The organism is Treponema sp. OMZ 788 (genome assembly GCF_024181245.1).
Taxonomy (GTDB): domain Bacteria; phylum Spirochaetota; class Spirochaetia; order Treponematales; family Treponemataceae; genus Treponema_B.
The window spans coordinates 786,948-808,480 of the sequence record NZ_CP051199.1 but is presented as its reverse complement, the minus strand read 5'-3'; the positions used below and the strand labels follow the sequence as shown (position 1 = coordinate 808,480).

Genomic DNA, 21,533 nt, shown 5'->3' with positions numbered 1-21,533 from the left:
TTTATATTTCATCACGCATAGGAAAAATATTAGGATCCAAAATAGGCAATGAATCCTTTATTATCATTTTAATTTTTGAGCCATATTTATCAAAGTCTCTATCATTAAGTGTTCCTTTATATTCAAAGCCCAATTTTTTGAAAAAGGAATTTATTTTATTAAAATCTTTCATTTTTAGAATTTGACAGCCTAAACCATAGGGCTGTAGCCAAGGCCCTCCTGTTTTTTCTGTAAACTGATCAGGATGTACTAAAAAGTTATCATCTAAACTAGCACCCAGTGCTTCATTTATAATATGCATCGGATTAGTATATGAATTAGACTTTTCAAGTAAATAAATGTTATACTCTCCTTCAGGTAAAGTCATTCCATTATATTGGGGATTTCCATTATTCAAATTAGGATGATCTGCAGTAGATTGAACAGACACAGTAATAATTGCAATATTATATACCCGTACTTCAAATGTTGATTTAAAATATTTATCAACACCCCTCCCCAAGTTACCATTATCTAAATAGCTTCTCTCAATATGTATAACCGTATTTTCTCTAATATTTTCAAAAAAAATTTTTACACTATCCCATAAAACTTTTCCATCCGGATCGGTATACTTAACCGGATTATTCCCCGCATAGTGGTAAACATGTAGGTTTACAACATTATACACCCCTCCCATTCCTGGCAAGTTTTCATTATGCTTTTTTGCTTCGTCATTTATCGGAGCTTTAGGTATGTAATCATTAAGTGCAGGATCCCCTGACAACCACCTTGAATACTTCGGATCAAGATACCTCGCTCCATAGTAATACAGCCCTGTCTCCTCTTTTGAAAATATACGGGCATCTCCTGCGTCGCACGGCAAAAAAGTGTCCTCGACGTATACCCGATACGCCTGCGGTACTTTTTTGCCTAACTCCTTGTATCTGCTCCGCCTATTTTCAAAAGTCCTGTCAGTGGGGCTGTTTAGTAATAACTTTCTTTTAGCGGACTGCCGATACTTGTTTATCATTATAATATAAAAGTAAACAAGTATCGGCACCGCGCTTTTCAGGGCTCCGCTATCGCTTCGGTATCTTTCCGCAGAAATTACTGCGGAAAGATGTACAGCAAAAGCAATTTTTATAAATTGCTTTTGCTCCCTTACAATCGCTGTCCGAGTGAGATAGTTGGGCTGTGAATAATAACTAATCTTCATTTTTTCCTTCTTCAGTTTTTTCCCTTATAACTATATAACTGGAATTACCAAATTCACCTCTTTTCAAGAATTTTTTATATTTTTGATCGATATCAATTTCTTTCTTCAAATTGAATACGGTAAAGTATATATTTTTCTCATTCAAAATATCTTTTTTGGTATATAACAATTCTTTACCACTTTCATTAGGTACAATCTTATACACATTCATTTCAATAAACACCGTATCTAATGCTTTAATAATTTTATCCATATCTATAAATTCTTTACCATCTTCATCTCGTGAAATAGACATACCAAACCCCATACTATACAGAATATCAGAATTAGCCGGCCTCCAAAACAAGCAGGCAAATCCGGAAGGTTTAATAACTATCGGCGCCAATGCTATAGAGGGGCCAAAGGAACTTTCTTCTTTGTACTTAAAAGCCATTAGTCCGTCATAAGTAACGTCAACATCATATAGTTTATCAGTTGACACTTGATAGATAGTTTTTACTTCCACTAAAATAGGTCCACCTGTTGCATTAAGTATGTAAAGCCTTGCACTAGGAAGACATGATGTTAGACTCATCGTTATTACGGCTATACATATTATGTATATTTTTCTCATACAGCACTCCTTATTTCAATTATTTTTTTTCTTCTTTATTCTTTTCTTTATTGTATTTTTCAGCCCATTGCTCCGTCCAAAAATGCTTATAAGGATCGTCGTCTCCATTTTCTCTAAGTTCATTGCATCTATTACATTTATTTGTATTATGCATCGCCGCATGAATAATACTTGGAATTCCTATGACAAATAAATATAACGGCCCCAATATCCACGATTGGTAATAATGTCCTTTTTCATGCGATTTGAATGAAGGATGTCCCATACCAATGCTCCCTAATGTTATTCCATCCTTACGGTTTGGGAGGTTTACATATTTAAAACCGCCATCCCAATCAACAGTTCCCCCCGATCCAAGAATAAAACCATATCCTAATAATAATCCAAGAATTTCTTGTGGTGCAAACCACAGGGTCTGCGGCAACATTGCTATTGAATGACCTATCAATTTCCATGTATTAATAAAATTAGATTTAAATTTCTCTCCAAAATTTGACCAATTATTATCACGAATTGATTGAATTACCGCCCCTATTAAATCATCAATGATAAAAAACTTACCGGTAGGATCAGTATACTTCACCGGATTATTCCCCGCATAGTGGTACACGTGCAGATTGACTGTATTAAACACCCCGCCCATGCCAGGCAGGTTTTCATTGTGCTTTTTCGCCTCATCGTCAATGGGCGCTTTAGGAATGTACTCACCCAACGCCGGATCCCCACTCAACCATCTTGAATACTTCGGATCAAGATACCTCGCACCATAATAGTATAAACCTGTCTCTTCGTCAAGCTCCTTGCCGGTAAACCTAAACGGCAGTTTATCCAATCCTGCAGCAACTTCTTCTATCCACAATTCCCCATACGGTGTGTATTCTATGTGTTCATATTGTTTACCTCGCCAGTCGGTTACGAATTGTGTACTACCAAGGTGATCACTGTGGTAGTAGTATCTCTTTGCCTTTTGTTCGTCGTTATCTCCATGATTATCCGTATGTGTCATCGCTGTTACAAGGCGGCTGTTACCGACAAAGATGTGCTTATGCACTCTTAAGCCTTGCGGGTTATTTTGGTCTTGTGTGGGTATGTGTATCGTGAAAAAATTGTTGAAGTAAAGCGTTTCACTTCGCCCCTCGTCTGTGTATTTTAGGGCTCGCTGTCCGTCTTCGCCGTAGCGGTAGTGCACTGTGTAGTTTCTGTCGCTTGATTTTGTTAAGAGGTTTCGCTCGTTCCAAGTGTAATTTCTTCTGTAGGCAAATAGGTCTTGCGGGTTTGACTGCTCGGTTTCTTTAGGTGCGTCAAGCCCGAAGCCGTAGTCCGCGCCATAAACATCTTGTTCTTCAAAATAGGAGTATGTAAATACAAACTCTTCTTCATCTGTGAATGGACCGTCTTTTTCGGCTGTTATGTTGCCGTTTGCGTCATAGCGGTAGTATCGGTTGCCGGCTCTTATTAGGCGGTGTGCGTAGGCAGGGTCATACTCGTAATTTAAGCTATAATCAAGTTCAGCTTTGGGGTAAGAGTTTCCTTGTGCACCGGGTATGTTTGTGGTGCTTAGTTTTTCTTTCATGTTTCCTATGCCATCAAAGGCAAAGGTTTGTTTATATTTTGCAATGCTTACAGGTGTTGCACCAAAGCTTTTTTTGGTTTTGTATTGCTTGCTTGTTCCTTCTACGTTTATAAGCTGGTAAAGGTTGTCGTATTTATATTCTTGTTTTGTTTCGTAAGTACTTGCATCATTATTATAGCCTAGGACGTTTCCTACTGCATCAAAATTATACTTTATTTTTTGAAAGACGTCTTGGGTTTGTACGTTTTTGGTTTCTATCGAGTCAAGCCATCTTCGTTTTTCATCGTACTGGTATCTCGTTTCTACTCCGTTTCCGTATTTGATGTAGACTCGCTGTGCGTGTTCGTCATATAGGATTTTATCGACATAGGAGTATTCTGCCTTTCCTTTGTTTGTAGTCTTTACTCCGCTAACGCCCCTCAGCTGTCCGCCTTTGTCGTAAGAGTAAGTTATTGTTTCTCCGTCGGGGTACTTCATGCTTTGCATTCTGCCAAGGTAATCGGAGCGGTATTCAAAGCTTGCAGTTTCAGGACTGCTTCCTGCTCCGTAGCGGTTTATGGTTCTTGTTTCGCTTACTACCTCGTTTAAGTTTCCGTAAGTATAGTGCATTTCTCCCGTTTCATCTTTTTTGTAAATTATCTGACCTGCACCTTTTTGTTCAGGCTCTCCGTATTCGTATTCGATATCAATGCTAAAAGGATAGTCAGTCTTTATTATGCGGTCAAAGCCATCATACTCGTATCTTATTTCGGCTGCCTTGTTTTTTAATACCGAATCGGTTTCCGCCTGTAATCTTCCTTTCTCATCGTAAATCCATTCTTTTTTGCCGGTGTCCTTGCTTTCTAATGCGGTTCTTCTTCCAAGCAAGTCATAACTTACCGATAAAAGGTTTTCGTTTGCGTCATATGCTCTAAGCATTTCACCTAATACGGAGTATTCGTATTTTGCCTTGGTAAGAAGAGTGTTGTTTTTATCTTGCCTCTGTACTTCCCGTATGTTTCCTCTTGCATCTTTTTTTACTTATGTTTATGTTTTCTAGCGGGTCAGTTGCCTTTGTTATTTGAAGCGAAGCGTCTATCGAGTATTCATTTCTTTGTGTGTGTCCGTCAGGCAAAACCGTTAATATGTTTCGGTCTATGTCGTCATACTCGTATTTTGTTCCGTTTCTTATCGTTGTAAAATCGTTAAGCTCATAAAACGCTTCAAGGGCTTCATATAATTTTTATTTACCAGTTCTTGTTCTAGTTCCCTCCGTAAAAGAAGGGCATTCCTTCTTCTATCTTTCGTCCTGCTTCATCATAGTTTATTGCACTTGAAATATTCCAGCCTGTTTGGGTCTGCTCATCGGTTCCGTCTACGTATACTTCTCCTTCTTTTGCTGTATAGCTTATGCGTCCTAAGCCGTCGTGGGTTACTATTGTTTTCATAACCGCCGTATCTTCGGCTTCGGTGCTTATTTTGTTTTCTGTTACGGTGTACCAAAAGGAAGATGATGGAGTAATGTATGTGTATTTTGCGTAAGGAGTTTCACTTGTGTCGTAGGGGCTGCGTACTTCGGTTACTCGCCCAAAGTTGTCATAACTGTAGCTCATTGTATTGTTTGCGGCATCCGTTTCTTTTAGTTTTACTCCTAAAATACGATCCCATTCTATTTTACTTGTGTAAGATTTATCTCCTTTAGAGCTTATCTCTTTTATTTCGATAGGATATATGCCGTCAAGGTATTTGTATTCGGCTCTTTTACCTGTCGGGCTTGTTATTGCCTTTATGTTTCCTTCATCTGTCCATTCTATGCGGTTTACAAGATATGCTCCATGCGACGTGTATTGTTTTAATTCTGTTAAAGCTCCTGTTCTGCTGTCGTATGCACCCTCCCGTTTACGTAGAGAGTTCCGGTCTTTCCGTGTAAGACCTGTATTTTTTCGGGGTGTGCTTTAAAGTACTTATCTTCACTAGCCTCCTTCCAATATGTTATTTCTGCTATGATGTCATCGTTTGTGTTTGTTACGTCTCCCTTGTCGTAGAGTTTTGTTACGTTGCCGTATTTGTCGTACTCGTATTCGCTTTCCGTTTTTATTTCACTGTAGTTTTCTCGTATTGTGTTTACTTCTTTTTTTATTCTTGCATGGGGGGCTGTGTCTACCTCGTATTCTTTTATTGAGTAGATGGTGCTTCCGTTTTGTACTATCTCGCGTTTTACCATGCCTTTTCGATAGTAAGAGTCGATATAATATTCCGTTTCTGTTACCTTGCCTACGGCGTTTTTACTTCTTACCGTTTTAAAACCATAGAATTCTTTTTCTATTCTATTATAATAGCCGTCTTCGTAGGTGTAGTAGGTTCTGTATTCTTGGCTGTTACCTGTTTTATTTTTTAATCCCGATTTGGCAGTTACTTCACTTAATACGTATTTACTTTGTGGAAGCTCTACCGTGTTTCCTACCCTCTCATATTTTAATTCGTAGCTTCCGCCTTGGGGTAACTTTATCTTTTTTAATAAGCCTACCTTGCCTAAAAGATTACGCTGGACGTAAAGTTTATTATCTCCTCCTATGTTAAATACTCTGTCTATTAATCCGTCTCCGTCTATGTCGAATAATCTTAAGCTTACCTCAGACTCGCTGTAGTTTCCGTTACCTCCGCCTGAAAAGTTTGCGACTATAGATACGGGAGGCCATACTAGAAATCCTATTTGTCCCGATAAGCTGCCTGTGATTCCTATGCTCCTGCTTGTATTAAACTCAATAGAAGAAGGAGTCTTTAAGTTCTTTTATTCTTTCTTTTGAAAAAGTCCTATCTATACTTTGCCTGTTATATGGGATTTGTATTACCTCAGATTTATCTGCAATAGCATCGATACTGTTTTCAAAAAAATCGGCATATTCGTTGACTTGAAAAGTTCCTATGGTAACGGTTTTTTCTTCAGCTGAAAAACCTCTCCCCGTATTTATTCTTATTTTATAATTTCCGTTTTCTCCGGTACTCAACTTATCGGGAAGGCCGTCACCGTTTAAGTCGGTTAAAATTTCTTCGGTTGTAGTACGGCTTATATTGGCACTAAGCCCGAAACTTACTCCTCCGGAAAAAATAGAATATGTTGCATTAAGACCGCCTCCTATACTTCCTCCGCCGCTTTCTACTCTTCCGGAGGATATTAAGCCGTTTTTCCATCTACCTGCTCTTTTAAATTCATCCCCCAGATTTAAGCTTGTATCCCCCTTATTTTGATAATCGGGAAGTCCGTCGCCGTTTACATCTATTAAGCCGCCTTCTTGACTTTGACTACCTTTGGAATAATTAATGGCATTGCCCGAAACACTGCAAGATGTATCACCGGATGGGGCAACAGTTACGCTTTTGATCTTTGCCTTACTATCCATAATGGTATTTAAAGAACCTGAAAGACCTACCCCCGTGCCGAATACTTTTGAAGAGTTTGTATTTGAACTTAAACCGGCTCCCATTAATCTTCTTTCATTACTAAAATGAAGATTTTCTTGTCCATCCTGAACATAAAGATTCCCATTCTCCGTTTTTAATATATCGGGATATCCGTCTCCGTTTATATCCTGATAGCCTTGCGTTTGTCCGCTTGTACCGGAATTATAACCCACACTGACATTTACGTTACCTGCTGAAGCTCCTATATTTCTGTCAAAACTTTCACTTACTGTTTTACTTAAAGCAAACGATACTCCTCCTGCTTCCTGCACCCAAGGAAGTGCCTTATAGGCTGCACCCGTTATTCTGCTTGCGTAAATTATATTATCATCAATATAAGAAGCATAATGGTTTACTTCGCTTTTTATTTTCCCTTCTCTGTCAAAACCGTTATTTACATGAACAGATACAGAGCCGAGCAAACTCTTATCGCTAAATGTAAAATCGCTGTTATTTTCTACCTCAGGGGCTTGTCCGCTTTTATCCCTAAAAGCATGATATGTTTCTATTGGAATATAACCGCCAAGCTTTCCTTCGCTTATCTTTTTGTTTACTTCATTTTTTATATCTTTTTCACTACTATCTTCATTTTTATTTTTTTCCGCATCTATTTCTCCTTTAACTCTATCTCTTTCTTTCTTTACATCTTCTTCGCTTTTTCCTTCATATTCATTAACCTCAAAAAGTTTATTCTCACTGAATTTTTGCTCTCCATACCTTGAATATAATCCGTAGTACCACAGATTTGCTCCTCCATAAAGCCTTTCATACCGGCTTATTTTTTCCAAACCTTTTTCACTCTCATATATTCCGCTTTCGTAGTTTTCGTTTCCTTCATATTTTTTTTATTTCTTCATATTCTATAACAAACTGTCCGTCTTTTATCTTGGCAACTTCTATCTCTCCGTTTTTTACAGGATACAAACTGCTTGAAGGATATTCTATTATAAGTTCTACTTTTTCATAATAATAACTTTCCAAATATTCTAAAAAGTTTTTTACTTCTTCTTTTGCTAAGTTTTCTCTTTTTGTCTTATACTCTTTTTTTAACCCGTCATATTCAAAATATGCAAAATCGTATTTATACCCTTCATATATTTTTAAACTTTTTATTAACTTCTCTTTCTCTTCTTCCGATATATCTCTTTTTATTTGATATCTTAGTTCATAATCGGCTTCAATTCTTTCAAAATATTCTTTTCCTATTTTTTCGGCTTCTTCTTCTGTAAATATACATATTTCTCTTAATCGTCTTTCTCCGGACGATATGCTTTCTTTTATATATATCTTTCCTTCTTTTCTTACATCAATTAAAGCTTCAATTATCCCCAGTACACTTTCTTCTTCTACATCATTTTTTATCTTATATCCGTCTTCATATCTTTCATACAATTCTTTTATTTTTACATATTTCCCTTTTTTAAAGGCTAGTCTTTCTTTTATTCTTTCATAAACTTCACCACTCAATATTTCTATACGGTTTAATCTATAATCCAAATCTTTTTGTATTACTTCAACTATTCCCTTCTCATACTCTTTTTCGCTTATTACACAGCCTATATGTTTATTAATAAGGTTTATATACGATTCATATCCCGCTTTTTCTTTTCTCTTCAATAATACTTTTATGTTCTTAGTTTTTTTATCTACAATTACCTTAGCTTCTTCATTTTTTATTCCTTGTTCATATAATTTATATACCCCTTCTTTTCTTATCTCGTATTCTTTCCCTCTTATCTTTCCTACCAATATCTTTTCTTCCGATTCATATCCACCCTTTCTTTGCTCCCTTTCATTATTCTCCGACACTTTTAATATATCACGATAATATTTATCTCCGTTCTCATAAAATAAAGGATATCTTAATTTTTCGCTATCTTTATATCCTGTCAAGTTTTTTAAAGTTTGATTATCTGCCTGCGATATAAATTGACTCATTTCATATTGATTTAAATTTCCATTCTTGTCCCCTGTGTGAATATACTCTTTAAATCCTCCGTCATATTTTATTATGTTTTCAATACCGCTTTTATTCCCGTATTTTTCGTACAGCTTTTCAAACTCTCCTTTTTTTATTTCCTTGCCTATATATCCGTAATACCTTAAAGAAAGGGCTTTTTCGATCGCTTTCTCATCTATCAATGAAAGATAATCACTCTTTAAACTCCAAATACTTCTTTTCTTTGTGTTAAAATCCTCATCAGCATCTTCGTCTTCTATGAGTTCTTCATCATATAAATTTATGATTTCTTTTTCAGGCTCGTTATATGTTTTATTTGGAAAAAGATACTGTATATTTCTTCCAAGTAATTCATCCCTCATATACTTCTTATATTCAATCTTTATTGAAGCTTCTATTCCCGCTCCTATTTTAACCCTGTTATCCGTCTCACTTACAAAATATATATACTCCCCTCTTCTTATATCCGTTTCAAACTCATAAGTTTTTTTATCTGTGCATTCATAAAGTTTTTCGCTGTCAGCGTCTCTTTTACTCCTATACACACATAATTTTGTATCATCTGATTTTTTTACATCTATACTTATAAGAACTATTCCGCTTACAGGACTTCTCCAAGATTTTATTCCTTCCTGAAAATAATGGGCTTTTTCTATTTCTCTTTTTTCAGCTTCACTAATCTTGATACTTCCATTCTTTGCTCCCTTAAATCCTACTCCTTCTTTAAAACCTCGCCCTTGTTCATTTTCATAGTACTTTCCGTTCGATATAAAATCTATAAACCCATCACGGTTTACATCGCTAAATTCGCTTTTACTTGTTCCTGAACTCCCCTGTTTTGTTAATCCTATATTTGCTCCTAATTCTTTTCCGCTTATATCTACTCTCCCTCCTATAGTCCAATTGCTGTCCTCATTTTCACTTAAAAAAAAGCCTTCCAATGCACCAAAATCAAAATCTCGTCTTTCTGTATATATTATTTCTTCTTTTTCATTTCTTTTACCCTCATATAATCTTAATATTCCTTTTTCCCATTCAACTATATCCGCTAAACCATCTCCAGTTAAGTCTACAAAACTCCTTTTACTGTAACCGTATCCGCTGCCGGATGAGCCTGTTATTCCCCCGGTTATTGTTAAGTAATTACCTATATTTATCCTGCCTCCGGCCGATCCTGAACTACCCCCGGATATATGTACGCTCTCTGCTATACTTCCTCTTTTTGCCCAAGCTTCGCTTTCTCCAAAAGCTCTTATACTTCCATCTCTTTCTTTTTCCGCTTGTTCATATTCAAAATTATATGCGTACCGCCCTTCTTCTTTGCCTTGCCCCCTTACTTCTATACTCTAATATGCTTTCTAAAAAGGTATTCGCTTTATACTTAAACTCATATCTTTTACTTCTTCCCCTCTAACTTCACTTTTTATTTCTCTTATCCTCTTACTTTCTTTCTTTAAATATCTTCCTCTCCCGTCTACTCTCATCTTCTCTTCCTTCATACTCTATCTTTATTCTTCGCTCTCTTTCTTTTCCATATACTATCTCTTTTAATAATACTTCTTCTCCTTCTTCATCTTTCTGTTTTTCATACCTATACTCTATTATGTTTCCAAAGCTGTCTTTTTTTTCATCCAAGTAATATATGTATTTTCTTCCTTCACTTTCTCCGCTCCAATTCTTCGCTCCGTATATTTTTACGCTTCCGTCCTTTTCTTTTATTTCAAAATAATTTTCGCTACCTCTGCCTTCAGCCCAATCATTCCTTATTGCAGCATAACTTTGCTTTCTCTCTTCTTTCCACTTCCCTCCTTCATGCCTTACCTTTATTCCGTTTATTAAATAAATATCTTTGCCGTTATATAAAGGTAAGCCGAGTCTTGTGTCTATGCTTATGCTTTCTATCCCGCTTAAACTAAAGCCTTTACCCAATAACCCGTACCCGCTTCCGCTTGAATAGCTTACCGAGAGTTCAGGCGTAAAGCCTCTTACTCCGCCCGGAACTTGAAGCCTCATGTTAAATGATGCGCTTCCTTCACTTCCTCCCTTTAAGCCTTCTATGCTTTCTATCCTGCCTACTGCATCGGCGGCTTTTAACTCTTTTATGCTGTTTAAGTTTATACTTACAGGACTAGGCGATTCAGGTAAGCTTAATGTCCCGTTTATCATATCCGTAAAATGATCTGTGTAAGATTCTATTACCTTCTTTTCTGTATCTACTCCCTTTCGCTTTAATGCTTCCCAACTTTTTTTCTTCTTATCATAATAATACGTATATACCTCTTGCGCATATTCTTCTTCTATTCGATCATCATATGCCATCTTTACAAGGCACTCTTTTTTAAATTTAATACCTGCAGGTTCAAACCTGTATCCTCCTAAGCCTGCCGTTACATTTTTTACTTCCCCTTCTTCTACCCTTATTAATCTGCTTATCTTTATTTCAACTTCTTTTTCCAAGGCTCCTTTAGGTACTTCAAATATTACTCCCCCAGCTTCAATTACTCCTCCTTGCCTATTACCTTGCTTACCAATAAGATAGAGTTCTTGATTTTTATTTGCCCGGCATTTGCATCTTGCGCATATAAGTTTACAGGAAGTACTCCTACCGTCATATATACTATAAATAATATTATCGAAATGCTTTTTTCTTTTATTCCTTCCATTATCTTTTTCATTTACTTTTATCTCCACTCTTTTTATAAGACTTTATTTAAAATCTCTTTCTTTACCGCTTTAAACCTTTACTTTACCTTGTATTCTATCCAAACAAAATCATCGGGAAATTTATCCTTCGCTGATACTACTCCTATTAACCCGGCATCCCCTTCTCCAAGTAAATATTCACTTGAATCGTTTATCGTATATGACGGGCTTCCGGAATAACTTTCATCGTTAAAATATATTTCTATTTTTTTCCCTTCTTTCTTTACGCTTATAATGTTTTCTATTCCATATCCTTTATTTAATTTTTCGCTTTCTTTTTTCCACTCTATGTGTTTGTATAACCCGTCTACTACATACCCGACAGAATACTTTCCGTCTACATGTATCAATATTACAAGCATACTATACTTTTTCTGTCCCGCTTCAGTTTTTGTACTGTAGCATACTAATCCGTATCCCGCTTCACTTGCTCCTTCTTTTTTTATTAGCTTTATACTCGGAGCTTTTTTATCTATTTCTTTTCCTAAAAATTTCCATAAAGTATAACCCCGCACGCCCCAGTATTTTCCATTGTTTGTTTTTAATATTATTTTTTCTCCTTCCTTTTTAAATAGTTTATCTTCAAACGGATTTGTCCCGTCTTCCCCGCCTTCTTCTTTTTCTATTTCATTGCCCTCTTCAAAGGCTCCGCTTTCTCCTTCATACATGGGATTATGCGGATTAACACAACTGAATAACAAAAAAACTATTATAAATACACTTCCTATTTTCTTCATTCTTTATCTCCTTCTATGTATTTTTTATATAGCCTTAATAGCCTTTCTCCGCGTCTTTCTTTCTGCCCTTTTTCTCGGTGTAAATACGGTACTATGTAGACTCTTTTGAAAATATACACGCCGTCTGCGGCGTCGCTTCAAAAATTAATCCTCAACGTACATGAACAAATTTTTCCTATCACTGCGGATGTGGCTGTCATCATATTATTCTAACTCTTTTCCTACAACTATTATCGGTTCATCATACTATTACAATTTACGTCCTACATAACTCCATATTTTACTTATACATAAGTCTGAATATCTTTCTCCTTTGTACACATCAAGAATAGTAATTGTAATTATTTTATCACTTATAAATTCTTTGAAACGTAATACTTGGGGGTTAGGAGTATCTTTTAAATCAAAGAAATACTCCTTTAAAATATTCTTTTGAGTATTACTTAATGTTACCTTTATCTTTTTAGGTCTTGCATTATCCTTATATAAATGAGACTTATTATAAGAAATAAATCCTGAACAAAGCATTAGAATAACATCATGCTTAGAATCTTCGTATTCAACTCTTTCATCTCTATCATTATAGCCTTTATATAATCTATCAATTATAATGGATTCGTTTATACCATTATTAGGAGCCGCCCAAAGTTCATCTATTTTCTTTGATACAATATTTTTTGCAGAATATTTAATATCACCTTCCATTACCTCCTTTGTTGCATATATTGATTCATCTTTATTTATCCAATCATGCGTATAAAATCCTTCCATATTGTTAAGCAGACTAATACCTGATTGATAAACATATCCGTCTTTCTCATAAAAAGCACAAAAATTCTTATTGTATAAAAATAAATATGTTTTAGGCTTTTTACTATTAAATATTGTTATAAAAGGAACTCCGCTTTTATATTCCAGCTTATAATCATAAATAGTTTTCTGGTTTGCTTCGTCTTTATCCAAATCATAAAAAAGTACCTTATTATTTTTTAAGAAAGTCATCGATAATGGCGGTGAAATAGCATATGTATAGCCTGCAGGAACTTCTGCTCCATATACCAAGCTACCTAATACAATAAAACATAATGTAATAAAAGACACAATCTTTTTTTTTCATTCATTTTCTCCTTAATTTATATTTCATCACGCATAGGAAAAATATTAGGATCCAAAATAGGCAATGAATCCTTTATTATCATTTTAATTTTTGAGCCATATTTATCAAAGTCTCTATCATTAAGTGTTCCTTTATATTCAAAGCCCAATTTTTTGAAAAAGGAATTTATTTTATTAAAATCTTTCATTTTTAGACAGCCTAAACCATAGGGCTGTAGCCAAGGCCCTCCTGTTTTTTCTGTAAACTGATCAGGATGTACTAAAAAGTTATCATCTAAACTAGCACCCAGTGCTTCATTTATAATATGCATCGGATTAGTATATGAATTAGACTTTTCAAGTAAATAAATGTTATACTCTCCTTCAGGTAAAGTCATTCCATTATATTGGGGATTTCCATTATTCAAATTAGGATGATCTGCAGTAGATTGAACAGACACAGTAATAATTGCAATATTATATACCCGTACTTCAAATGTTGATTTAAAATATTTATCAACACCCCTCCCCAAGTTACCATTATCTAAATAGCTTCTCTCAATATGTATAACCGTATTTTCTCTAATATTTTCAAAAAAAATTTTTACACTATCCCATAAAACTTTTCCATCCGGATCGGTATACTTAACCGGATTATTCCCCGCATAGTGGTAAACATGTAGGTTGACAGTGTTATATACTCCGCCCATTCCCGGCAAGTTTTCATTGTGCTTTTTAGCCTCGTCATCAATGGGATCTTTTGGTATGTAATCATTAAGTGCGATGACCATCGTCAACCAGTACGATGCTTTAGCGTCCATGTAGTAGGGTCTCTTATTATCTAGTTTGAATATTTGTTCCATGTGCCATCAGCATTTTTTTCGGCAATCCATCCTAATGGTAAATCATATAATGTCATTAAAGATGAGTCTAATAAAATTATTTCTTCTAAGCTGACTACAGCCGCGGACTCTTCAGTTAGTTCTCCTTTATCAAGAAATTGCCATATACCGTCATCAGAATCATGTGTCACAATAGATACTTGGCTAATTTTATTTATAACACGCTTCGTTGTAATTACCATCGTTGTTTTTTTATCGTCAAAAAGCCATTTCATTTTTTATTTCTAGTTATCCCATTTTAATCTGTTTTCTTGCCTTGACAATACTTGTGCATTTGAATAACTATTTGTACCTCCTTTACTCTTAGGAATAATATGATCTATCTGCCATTCATCTTGGCTAGGAGTTACACCAGCTTGAGTTTTAACAGGTTTTGTTAATATTTTTCCAGATGAATCAGATTTCACAACCCCATTATTTCTATCTTTATAGATCTTTCAAGCAATTCTTCTGCCCTTACATATTCTTTTTCATCTATGTCTGTTTCAGCTTTTTTTATTATCTCTTCTCCGCTTTCCATCTTTATATGCAATAGGCTCATCGGCTCATAATAGAAGACTTCTTCTATTTTCTCATAGCCTTCTTTTTCAAATTCTATTTTTTGCTCTTTTTTATCTTTTATGTCTGCATATAAAAATTTCAAGATAAACCGCCCCTGTCCGTCAGAAACAGCCTTTAACCACCCGTTCACTTTTACGCTTACAGTGGAAACACCTTCTTCATTCTCGTCGTATATCATCCCGTACATTACACCGGCATCGTCTTTGTATTTCTTACTCCACACACTTGAGCAGCCGCTTGTAAATATTAAAACAGAAAACAATAAACAAAAAACAGATTTAGTGCTTAAGTTTTTCATAAAAACAACTTTCCTAAAAATAAAAGTATTAGCCGTTAAATTGAAGGGAAAAAATGACACGCACACAAAAACGGCTGATTTATAAAAATTATCATACATATATTAGTTTGTCAAGACTTAAATTCTTAAAAAATATTTTTTTCACTTTTTTGAGATATTAGGTAAATATTATAAAATTGAGTACACCATAAGCTTAATTTCAATTTTCTAGAATTTATTTATAGATTAAGGAATTGATTTTCGTAACAGTTTTACTATAATATATGTTTTAATAAAAGGTTATATTTGCTTTTAAAGGAGCTCTAATATGTTTTTTTTAAAATTCGGTTTAAAAGCGAAAGTTTTTTTTGTTTTATGCTTTTTTTTGATCGGAACGGCGGTTTTTGCCTATGATCCCCTCCCGGGAGGGGAAGAAAAGCCTACACTTCAATCCCCGGCAGTTGCCGGAGGACAGGGCTCGGTTACTGGAGGCCCCTTCGGAGATACGGTTCCGGGCAGTCTGGCTGTCAACCCGGCCTTAGGCGGGGCCGAACAAAGGCCGGTTCTCGATGTTTCATACTTTTTGATTGCGGGGCTCGGCAAAGAAAAGGGCTTCGGCCATGCAGCCAATGCAGCTCTCCTCTACCCCTTTAGATGGGGAAACATTGCGGGAAGCCTTCACTTTTTAAATGCAGAATTTAACTCCTTAAAGCTTGGAACAATGGGCGGCTTACGCTTTTCATACTCGAAGGATGTAACCGAAAAACTTTTAGTAGGTGTAGGTTCCTATGCCGACTTCGGAAAGGACTGGGGACTGGGCCTTGATATAGGCGCCCTTTATATGTTCGGCGATCTCGGATTTTTAAAAAATTCCAAGCTGGGCCTTTCAATAACGGGCTTAGGCAAAACCTACAATCCCAAGGCAACAGGAATAAAGGGAGGAGCTTCAAGCGGAAGCCCTGCAATAATCACTCCGAGAGCAGGCTTTGCTGCAGCCTTGGTCGATATTGACGGTTTCCAACTTGGAATGCACACAGATCTTTCAGCACCCTTTTTCCAAAACCTTGTCATAAATACGGGACTTCACCTACTCATGGCCGACATGATATCCTTTAAAACAGGCTTTGTCATCAACACACTTGAAGCAATCCATAAAAAACAAAGCTTTATCCCCTCTTTCAATATAGGGGTCAATATAAAAATCAAATCTCAAGGAACAAAGGATTCCTTTTTAAATAAAAACGGCTGGGAAGAAAACGAAATCCGCCCCGAATTTGCTGCAAAGCCCTTCCATAACGGAATTTGGGCCTTCGGCGGAGGGGCCAATGTTCACTTCGGTCTAAAAGACAACGAAGGACCTAAAATTCAAGCCGAAATGCCCGAAAGCGGAACAATCTACTTTTCTCCCAATAATGACGGAGAAAACGATGCCATGGAAATTCCTTTAAAGATTACCGATAAGCGCTATGTAACGGCTTGGAGCTGCGAAATAAAGGATGAAAAAGGAAACACTGTCCGCACAATTTCGAATAAAATCCCCTTACGCGAAATGAAGGATGCAGCCTCGTTCTTTAAGCTTTTAGGAAAATCCAAAGAAGGCGTTGAAGTGCCCGGCACCCTCCGCTGGGACGGACGCACCGATTCGGGCGAAACAGCCCCGGACGGAAAGTATACCTTCGTAATCAATGCCGAAGACGACAATAAAAATAAATCGGTTTCTCAAAACTTTACAGCCTATGTGGATAAAACAGCCCCGGAACTTAAATTTAATAAGCCTCAAGGGCAAGAAGCTTTAATATTCAGCCCTGACGGGGACGGAAACAAGGATGCCTTTGTTTTCGACAACACAGGTTCAAATGAAGAACTTTGGACTGCAAGTATCAGCAACGCCCAAGGCAAGGTTATCAGAACAATTCAAGTTAAGGATAAGACTCTTTCTCCCTTAAGCTGGGACGGAAAAGACGATGCAGGGATTTTTGTACCGGACGGAGTTTACAGCTACAAAATAGAATCCGTGGACAGGGCAAAAAATAAAACGGTATCCAATCTTTCAAACATCATTGTGGATACCTACAAGCCTTCGATTAACATAAATATCGATAAAAACGCTTTTTCTCCTGCAAGCAAATCGAATAACAAGATAAAATTCATTCCTTCTATTCCGGTTACTAAAGGTCTTGAAGAATGGAAGATCGAAGTAAAAAATCAGGCTGGAACAGCCGTAAAAACATACACAGGCAGCTCCTCAAAAATCGAGCCTAAAACCTTTGACGGGAAGGATGAGGCCGGAAAGCCATTACCTGAAGGCTCTTACAAGGCCTTTATTTCAGCAAGGTATATAAACGGACATAAGCCTTTGGCTCAAACACCTTCCTTTACCTTGGACATCACACCGCCCAAGGCCGAAGCCTCTGCATCGCACAAACTCTTTTCTCCGGATGGGGACGGAGAGCTCGATACTCTCATTTTTACTCACAAGGAAGAAAAACCGGGAACATGGATTGCAGAAATATATAGGACCTCAAGTGAAGACAGCCTTGCTGACAATACTGCCGGCACACCGATTTTTACAAACAGCTTCGGCGATAAACTCCCGCCTCAATTTGAGTGGAACGGAAGAAAAGCCGACGGCAGCTTTGCCGAAGACGGTAAGTACATCTATGTATTAAGGGGAGTTGACGAAGCTCAAAACGAAGCTCTTTCAAATGCCGTGCTTGTAGAACTTAATACCGAAAAAGCCGATATAATTCTTCAATCAAATTATACGGCCTTTTCTCCCAACAACGACGGGGTAAAGGACAGCATAGAATTCTATCCTATCGTAAAATCAAAAACTAAGGTAGACTCATACACGGTAAACATTAAGGATTCAAACGGAAAAATTATCAAGGCCTACAAAGGCAATACCCCTCCAAAGAAAATAAGTTGGAACGGTCAAGCTGATGAGAAACCGATAGTACCTGACGGCCTTTACTCTGCCGAATTTGAAGTTGAGCTTGCAAATAAAAACAAGGCAAAATCAATTATTTCTTCAATAAAGATAGACACGGTTTATCCCGAAATTCAGATTTCGGCTCCCTATTTGGCCTTTTCTCCTGTACAAGGAAACAACAAGCCCGACCTTCCCATAGATCAAATTTCTTCTTCCGAAAACGAATGGACAGGCCGCTTTGTCGATTCCAAAAACAAAACGGTAAAAACCCTAAGATGGAAGGATAAGGCAGATAATTTTATCTGGGAGGCAGATGACGACACCGGCAATAAGGTGCCTGACGAAAAATACACCTACATAGCCGAAGCCGAAGACGAGGCCGGAAACAAAACCGTCAGAAAACTTGAAGGCATCATTGTAGACCGCCGTCAGGCCAAGGGCTACATAACCGCCGAACATAAGGTATTTTCTCCCACAGGCAACGGAACAAGGGATGTTCAAAACATTTCAGTTCTTACCAATATTGATGCCGAAATAGACAACTGGAATATACAGGTTTCGGATGTAGAAAGCGGAAAGGTTTTTGCCGAATGGAGCTCCAAAAAAGAAGAAAAGCTGCCTAAAAAACTTGTATGGGACGGCAAGAGCGGAAACTCTAAGGCACCGGATGGAAGGTATCTCGCAACCATGTACGTCGAATACAAAAAGGGCGACATTGTAACGGCCTTTACCGATGCCTTCATCCTTTCAACTCAAGCTCCCAAGATAGGTGTTATAACAAGTCCCAAGTACTTTAGCCCGGATAATGACGGCACCGATGACGATCTATACATAAGCCTAAAAGCCGAATCAAAGGCCGGTATCGAAAGCTGGAAGTTTGAAATTACCGAGCCTGAAGAAAACGGAGGCAAACTTTTCTGGCAAACTTCCGGAAAAGAAAAGATAACAAGCGAACTCATCTGGGACGGACGCTCCCTTTCGGGCGAAACCGTTCAGTCGGCAACCGACTATCCTTTTGCCTTTACCGTAACCGACAAGGTAGGATTAACTTCGGTTTATAGGGGATATATTCCTGTAGACATCCTTGTCATAAGAGACGGGGATAAGCTTAAAATAGCCGTACCTTCGATTATCTTTAGAGCAAATGCTGCCGACTTTGACGGTCTCGAAACGGTTATTGTAGAAAAAAACAAAAATATCCTAAAGCGTATTGCCGTCATCCTAAACAAATTCCCCGAATATCAGGTTCAGGTTGAAGGACACGCCAATACTACAACAGGTACCGAAAAAGAAGAAACAACAGCCCTGCTCCCCTTATCAAAACAGAGAGCAGACGCTGTGCGTCAATTCCTCATAAAGGAGGGAGTAAGAAGTACCCGCCTTTCTTCTGTCGGAATGGGAAGTTCAAAACCTGTAGCTTCTTTGAGCGATAGAGACAACTGGTGGAAAAACCGCCGAGTAGAATTTATTTTAATTAAGCAGTAACAAGTAAAACTTAAAACTCTTTTTACGTAAAGAAAAAAGGCTGTCCTTCCGTCACGGGAGGGCAGCCTTTTTTTAGATTCACAAGAGACCATTTATAAAAGAAAAAGCTTTACACTTTTCACTTTACCAAAAAACAGGAGCAGCAGTTTTGATAAACCTGCTCGGCCAAGGTCTCCATAGACTTACCTAAAATTTCTGAAACGGCTGCATAGGTGTATTCTATCAAAAGAGGGGTGTTTATCTTTCCTCTAAAAGGAACCGGAGCTAAATACGGAGCATCGGTTTCAAGCAATAGCTTATCGGCAGGAATTGCCCTCACAAGCTCGGCAATCCTGTCCTTATCGGCCTTTTTCTTTGCATAGGTTACATTTCCGGGAAAGGAAATATACCAGCCTCTTTCCAAAAAGGAATAAGCTTCTTTAAGGCCGTAGGAATAGCAGTGAATTATCCCCTTGTGATGGCCTATCTCATCAATACATTTTAAGGTATCTTCATAAGCATCCCTTGAATGAACTATCACCGAAAGATTTTTTTCTTTTGCAATTTTTAACTGTTCTTTAAATAAAAACTCCTCTCCTTCTATGTCGGTAGTTCCTCTTTCATCGGGATTTAGATCCCCTCCTCTTTTTTCGGCAGCAGCCCCGTTCCAAAAACGGTCAAGCCCGCATTCTCCTAAAGAAAAATAAAAGGGCTTACCGGGATAAACCTTTTCCGATTCGGCCTTCTGCAAAAAAAGAGTATCAATATCGGCTTTTAAGGCCTTGAGAGACTTTTCAGGCTCGGCAATGCTTGAAGCATGGGGCCAAAGACCTGCCGCAAAGTGTAAAAATGATGGCAAATGCAAATTCGAATATACGGGCAAAGAAATCGGCATTTCACCTGATATTTTTCCTTCAAAAACTTGCGAAATAAACCTTTGCCTCGGCTCTAAATCTGCGGGCTGCGTTCCTATATCCATAGCAAACCTGAATTTTTGTTCTGCCATTGTATGTAAAAACGAAGGATCACCTTCATTTCGTTGAAAAATCATAAAAAAATGTGCATGAGAGTCAGAAAACATCTTGACCTCCTTTAAAATTTATGATAGTATACCACATCTGCTGAAGTGGTGGAATAGGTAGACACTAGGGACTTAAAATCCCTTGGCAGTAATGCCGTACGGGTTCAATTCCCGTCTTCAGCACAAAGCCTTAAACCGAACCGGTTTAAGGCTTTTTTGTTTTTATCCTAATCTTCTTTTTTTTTATTCCGATACTGAATATATGAGATTTTAATTCGGGAGGAATTAAATGAAAAAAGCAATCCTTATGTTAATTTTGTCCTTATCGTTTACTCTTTTTTTAACTGCACAAGGAGGAATTATAAGCGAGGAAACTTATGCTTCGTACTACGGGGAAGCCTTTAACGGAAGGCCTACCGCAAGCGGAGAAATTTTCGATATGTATTCGTACACAGCAGCCCACAAAACTCTTCCCTTCGGTACCCTTGTTGAAGTTACAAACTTGGAGAACGGAAGAAGAGTTATCGTTAGAATCAATGATAGAGGCCCCTTTGTAGAAAACCGGGAAATAGATGTTTCAAAGGCTGCAGCAACTGCCTTGGATATGCTTTCCCATGGTGTTGTCAGGGTGAGACTAAGAAAGATAGACCCTAATGATATGGGCTCATTTTCAGATGTTACCGCAAAAGAAAATGCAGACTATCAAGCAAAGAGCTTGGTAAGAACAAAAGAACATGATTTTCAAGCTTCAACTGACAGTGCAAAAAATAAAAGCCTCGTTTACACACCCGCCAAGGCTTCAGAAACGGAAGGCGTTTTATGGAGAATTCAGCTAGGATCATTTAAGCGTGAAGAGAATGCCCTGAGGCTTGTCAAAAAATTAAGAAAGATAGGTTTTGAACCTGCTTATGAAAAAACGGAAACTTCTACTAGAGTAGTTTTATACGGTATAAGACCTCACGATCTCGAAAAAGTCAAAAAGGTGCTTGAGCTCAATTCTTTTAATGATTATATCTTACGCCAAGAAAGTTGGTAAAACATAGAACCTCCTAAAAT

15 protein-coding genes, 1 tRNA gene and 1 pseudogene are annotated in these 21,533 nt (G+C 37.3%); 3 read left to right on the top strand and 14 right to left on the bottom strand.

Annotation, left to right across the window (positions count from 1 at the left end; all coding sequences use genetic code 11):
- Position 1: 1 nt before the first annotated feature.
- The 13 genes and pseudogenes from E4O00_RS03890 to E4O00_RS03815 all read right to left on the bottom strand — a co-directional run bounded on the left by E4O00_RS03890 (position 2) and on the right by E4O00_RS03815 (position 15,081).
- Positions 2–865: an RHS repeat domain-containing protein gene (locus E4O00_RS03890; RefSeq protein WP_253678677.1), complete on the bottom strand. Its 864-nt coding sequence runs from the start codon at positions 863–865 to the stop codon at positions 2–4.
- A 322-nt stretch (positions 866–1,187) separates the two neighbouring features.
- Positions 1,188–1,811, bottom strand: coding sequence for a hypothetical protein (locus tag E4O00_RS03885; protein WP_253678676.1), 624 nt, complete (start codon positions 1,809–1,811; stop codon positions 1,188–1,190).
- Positions 1,812–1,830: 19 nt separating this feature from the next.
- A pseudogene (locus E4O00_RS14155) lies at positions 1,831–5,977 on the bottom strand (toxin TcdB middle/N-terminal domain-containing protein); the annotation flags it as partial.
- Positions 5,978–6,125: 148 nt separating this feature from the next.
- Entirely contained in the window at positions 6,126–7,613 is a 1,488-nt protein-coding gene (locus E4O00_RS03860; protein ID WP_253678673.1) for a hypothetical protein, read from the bottom strand.
- A 46-nt stretch (positions 7,614–7,659) separates the two neighbouring features.
- The gene (locus tag E4O00_RS03855; RefSeq protein ID WP_253678672.1) at positions 7,660–9,726 is read right to left on the bottom strand and encodes a hypothetical protein; all 2,067 of its coding nucleotides are present in this window, start codon (positions 9,724–9,726) and stop codon (positions 7,660–7,662) included.
- Positions 9,727–10,225: 499 nt separating this feature from the next.
- Positions 10,226–11,242, bottom strand: coding sequence for a SpvB/TcaC N-terminal domain-containing protein (locus E4O00_RS03850; protein WP_253678671.1), 1,017 nt, complete (start codon positions 11,240–11,242; stop codon positions 10,226–10,228).
- A 41-nt stretch (positions 11,243–11,283) separates the two neighbouring features.
- On the bottom strand, positions 11,284–11,460 hold the full coding sequence (locus E4O00_RS03845) for a hypothetical protein (protein ID WP_253678670.1): 177 nt from the start codon (positions 11,458–11,460) through the stop codon (positions 11,284–11,286).
- Between the two features lie 66 nt (positions 11,461–11,526).
- Positions 11,527–12,225 carry a hypothetical protein gene (locus E4O00_RS03840; protein WP_253678669.1) on the bottom strand — a complete coding sequence of 233 codons (699 nt, stop codon included), beginning with the start codon at positions 12,223–12,225 and terminating at the stop codon, positions 11,527–11,529.
- A gap of 249 nt (positions 12,226–12,474) precedes the next feature.
- The gene (locus tag E4O00_RS03835; RefSeq protein ID WP_253678668.1) at positions 12,475–13,326 is read right to left on the bottom strand and encodes an NADase-type glycan-binding domain-containing protein; all 852 of its coding nucleotides are present in this window, start codon (positions 13,324–13,326) and stop codon (positions 12,475–12,477) included.
- A 32-nt stretch (positions 13,327–13,358) separates the two neighbouring features.
- Positions 13,359–14,141: an RHS repeat-associated core domain-containing protein gene (locus E4O00_RS03830; protein ID WP_253678667.1), complete on the bottom strand. Its 783-nt coding sequence runs from the start codon at positions 14,139–14,141 to the stop codon at positions 13,359–13,361.
- A gap of 20 nt (positions 14,142–14,161) precedes the next feature.
- The gene (locus tag E4O00_RS03825) at positions 14,162–14,437 is read right to left on the bottom strand and encodes a hypothetical protein (protein WP_253678666.1); all 276 of its coding nucleotides are present in this window, start codon (positions 14,435–14,437) and stop codon (positions 14,162–14,164) included.
- A 9-nt stretch (positions 14,438–14,446) separates the two neighbouring features.
- Positions 14,447–14,629, bottom strand: coding sequence for an HNH endonuclease signature motif containing protein (locus tag E4O00_RS03820; RefSeq protein WP_253678665.1), 183 nt, complete (start codon positions 14,627–14,629; stop codon positions 14,447–14,449).
- Positions 14,626–15,081: a hypothetical protein gene (locus E4O00_RS03815; RefSeq protein ID WP_253678664.1), complete on the bottom strand. Its 456-nt coding sequence runs from the start codon at positions 15,079–15,081 to the stop codon at positions 14,626–14,628. Before E4O00_RS03815 ends, E4O00_RS03820 begins: the two co-directional genes overlap by 4 nt.
- A 307-nt stretch (positions 15,082–15,388) precedes the next feature.
- Between E4O00_RS03815 and E4O00_RS03810 the strand changes: the two genes are divergently transcribed.
- A complete protein-coding gene (locus E4O00_RS03810; protein ID WP_253678663.1) occupies positions 15,389–19,477 on the top strand; it encodes a FlgD immunoglobulin-like domain containing protein in 4,089 nt (1,362 codons plus the stop codon).
- A 118-nt stretch (positions 19,478–19,595) separates the two neighbouring features.
- On the opposite strand, the gene E4O00_RS03805 is transcribed toward E4O00_RS03810, so the two are convergent.
- A complete protein-coding gene (locus E4O00_RS03805; RefSeq protein ID WP_253678662.1) occupies positions 19,596–20,537 on the bottom strand; it encodes a TatD family hydrolase in 942 nt (313 codons plus the stop codon).
- 39 nt (positions 20,538–20,576) lie between these two features.
- Here E4O00_RS03805 and E4O00_RS03800 point away from each other — a divergent pair.
- Both E4O00_RS03800 and E4O00_RS03795 read left to right on the top strand, forming a co-directional pair.
- Positions 20,577–20,660, top strand: a tRNA-Leu gene (locus E4O00_RS03800).
- Between the two features lie 106 nt (positions 20,661–20,766).
- On the top strand, positions 20,767–21,513 hold the full coding sequence (locus E4O00_RS03795; RefSeq protein ID WP_253678661.1) for a septal ring lytic transglycosylase RlpA family protein: 747 nt from the start codon (positions 20,767–20,769) through the stop codon (positions 21,511–21,513).
- Positions 21,514–21,533: the final 20 nt, after the last annotated feature.

Bases quoted from the DNA above. Each gene is read 5' to 3' on its own strand.
- E4O00_RS03885 (WP_253678676.1), bottom strand. From the start codon at position 1,811: ATGAGAAAAATATACATAATATGTATAGCCGTAATAACGATGAGTCTA.
- E4O00_RS03840 (WP_253678669.1), bottom strand. From the start codon at position 12,225: ATGAAGAAAATAGGAAGTGTATTTATAATAGTTTTTTTGTTATTCAGT.
- E4O00_RS03795 (WP_253678661.1), top strand. From the start codon at position 20,767: ATGAAAAAAGCAATCCTTATGTTAATTTTGTCCTTATCGTTTACTCTT.
- E4O00_RS03815 (WP_253678664.1), bottom strand. From the start codon at position 15,081: ATGAAAAACTTAAGCACTAAATCTGTTTTTTGTTTATTGTTTTCTGTT.
- E4O00_RS03805 (WP_253678662.1), bottom strand. From the start codon at position 20,537: ATGTTTTCTGACTCTCATGCACATTTTTTTATGATTTTTCAACGAAAT.
- E4O00_RS03830 (WP_253678667.1), bottom strand. From the start codon at position 14,141: ATGGACGCTAAAGCATCGTACTGGTTGACGATGGTCATCGCACTTAAT.
- E4O00_RS03825 (WP_253678666.1), bottom strand. From the start codon at position 14,437: ATGAAATGGCTTTTTGACGATAAAAAAACAACGATGGTAATTACAACG.
- E4O00_RS03810 (WP_253678663.1), top strand. From the start codon at position 15,389: ATGTTTTTTTTAAAATTCGGTTTAAAAGCGAAAGTTTTTTTTGTTTTA.
- E4O00_RS03845 (WP_253678670.1), bottom strand. From the start codon at position 11,460: ATGAAAAAGATAATGGAAGGAATAAAAGAAAAAAGCATTTCGATAATA.